The organism is Pseudoduganella buxea, assembly GCF_009720835.1.
In the GTDB taxonomy this organism is placed as follows: Bacteria; Pseudomonadota; Gammaproteobacteria; order Burkholderiales; family Burkholderiaceae_D; genus Rugamonas; species Rugamonas buxea.
The window spans coordinates 1-2,422 of the sequence record NZ_WNKZ01000188.1 but is presented as its reverse complement, the minus strand read 5'-3'; the positions used below and the strand labels follow the sequence as shown (position 1 = coordinate 2,422).

Genomic DNA, 2,422 nt, shown 5'->3' with positions numbered 1-2,422 from the left:
TCGGGCGCACACTGTTGCCCCACACGTCGCTCTCCCGATCCTGGCCCGCGGCCCGTGCTTCGGCCACCAGGGCCCGTGCCGCCTCGCGTGCGGCCTGCGCCTGCGGCACATCGGGCGTACCGCTTTGCGCCGGCACTTCGATCAACAGGGCCTGGTTGCGCTGGTACTGCACGATCTGGCCGAAGGCGCGCACGGCCTTTTCCGGCGTGTCGTAGGTGGGCAGGTTCGCCGCGGCGAAGATGGCGCGCGCCTCGGCCACGCCGGCCCCGCCCAGCCAGCACGAAAGCACGCTGCGGCGCGCTTCCCGGATCAGCGGGGCCAGCGCCTGCGCCACTTCCGTGCTGCCGGCCGACGATGTCGGCGCGTGCACCAGCAGCAGCGCGTCGACCTGCGGTTCGGCCAGCATGCCGGCCAGCGCCGCCACATGGCGGGCCGTGTCCGCGCGCACGCCGATATCGAGGGGATTGGCCGGCACGGCGCCGTCCGGCACGTGCGGCCGCAAGGCGCGCACCGTCTCGGGCGACAGGCCGGCCAGGCGCGCGCCGATGCGGTCCAGCGCATCGGTGGCCAGCAAACCCAGGCTGGTGCCGTTGCAGATCACGCCCAGCCGCTCGCCCGCCAGGGGCCGCGCCCGCGCCACGGTCTCCACCGCGTCGAACAGGTCGGCCGACGAATGCACGCGCAGCATGCCGGCACGGCGAATGGCGGCATCGTAGACGCGGTCGTCGCCCTCCCGGCCAGACTTCAATACGACGACGGGCTTGCCGCGCGCGGCGATGCGGGCGGCCGACATGAACTTGCGGGCATTGCCCACCGATTCGATGTGGACGACGATGGCCCCCGTGTCGGCATCGCCGGCCAGGAAGTCGAGCAGGTCGCCCACGTCGATATCGACGGCCTCGCCCAGCGACACGACGCGCGAGAAGCCGATATTCTGCTGGCGTGCCCAGTCCAGCACGGCCGTCATCAGCATGCCGGACTGGGACACGAAGGCGATCCGCCCGGCCTTGGCGCCGACGTGGGCAACGCTTGCGTTCAGGCCCGCGGCCGGTGCCACCAGGCCGATGCCGCCCGGCCCCAGGATGCGCAGCACATGCGGGCGCGCCGCCTTCAGCATGGCCTGGCGCACGCCCGCCGGCAGGGGCGTCAGGACGATGACGGCGCGGGTGCCGCGCGCGCCCAGCTCATGGATCAGGCCAGGCACCGTGTCCGGCGGCGTGCAGATGACGGCCAGGTCCGGCCCGCCGCCGGGGGTTTTCGGCAAGGCCGCCACGCGCGCGTAGCAGGCGATGCCGAGCAGCTCGTCGTACTTCGGGTTGACGGGCCACAGCGCGCCGGCAAAGCCGCTGCCGGCCATGTTGGCCAGCACCGTCGTGCCGATCCGGCCGGGCCGTTCGGAGGCGCCGATGACGGCCACGCTGCGGGGCTCGAACATCCGGTCCAGGTGACGCACGCTCATGCTCTTCCTTCCTGGCGCCTACCAGCGCGAAAAATGGTCTTCCGTGACGCCGGCCAGGCGCTCGACGGGCCGCTTCGGCCCTTCCGGCGTGCTGCGTACCCAGCCCGTGAAGGTGCCGACCGGCTGCACGTAGCGGCTGGCGGCGATTCTCATGTTGCGGTCCTGGCGTCGCGCGCCGTCCGGCGTGAAGACGACGTCGAGACAGTCGTCCTCCGTGAAGACGTGCCACGGTGCCATCGGGTCCTTGCGGTCGACGATGAAGCGGGCCGGTCCCAGCGGATGCAGGGCGCCGTCCAGCCACAGGGCATTCTCGCACGCGCCGAAGTAGCCGGCCTGCAGGTTGAAGCCCAGCGCCAGGTCATGCGCCGAAGCCCAGCGCCACGCCGTCTCGCGCGGCAGCAGGCCGTTCGAGTAGTCGAAGCTGGCCACGCCGCCGGCCAGCGCGTATTCGTCGCGCCAGGTGCGCACTTCGCCCTCCAGCGCCAGCCCGCCGGACTTCTGCGTCGCATGCACGGCGCCGCCCGGCACCAGCCCCGTCGCCAGCAGCAGCGGCGAGTGTGCCGGGGCGAAGGCCGCGTCGATTTCCAGCCAGGGGCAGCGCAGGGTCAGGCCATCGGGCCCGATCTCGATGCGGGTGGCGCGGCGCTCGAAGCGGCTGGTGCCGCCCGCATCGTCGGCCAGCCTGGCGGAGAAGCGCCCGGGCAGGCCGTCCTCGGAAAAATTGGCCATCATGTCGCCGTCGCTGCGGTCGAAGGCATAGCCGAAGCAGGTGCTCATCCAGCCCAGGTCGACGATGGCGACGGCGCAGAAGATGCGCTCCGTCGCCAGGGCCACGTAGTGCCAGCGCTTGTGATGCAGCCGGCGCCACAGGGGGTTGCGCGCGTGCGGCGGGGCCAGCCGGGCCCAGTCGAAGCCGCGACCGAGGCCGGCGAAGCGGCCCAGCACGGGCCGGCCGTCCGGACC

General features: G+C 72.7%; 2 protein-coding genes. Both read right to left on the bottom strand.

Annotated features, from left to right (window positions below):
* Positions 1 to 1,459: acetate--CoA ligase family protein (locus GM672_RS27395; RefSeq protein ID WP_211517452.1), on the bottom strand; the 1,459-nt coding region annotated here is incomplete at its 3' end.
* An 18-nt stretch (positions 1,460 to 1,477) separates the two neighbouring features.
* The coding region (locus tag GM672_RS27390; RefSeq protein ID WP_155473654.1) for a DUF2804 domain-containing protein at positions 1,478 to 2,422 on the bottom strand (945 nt) is incomplete at its 5' end.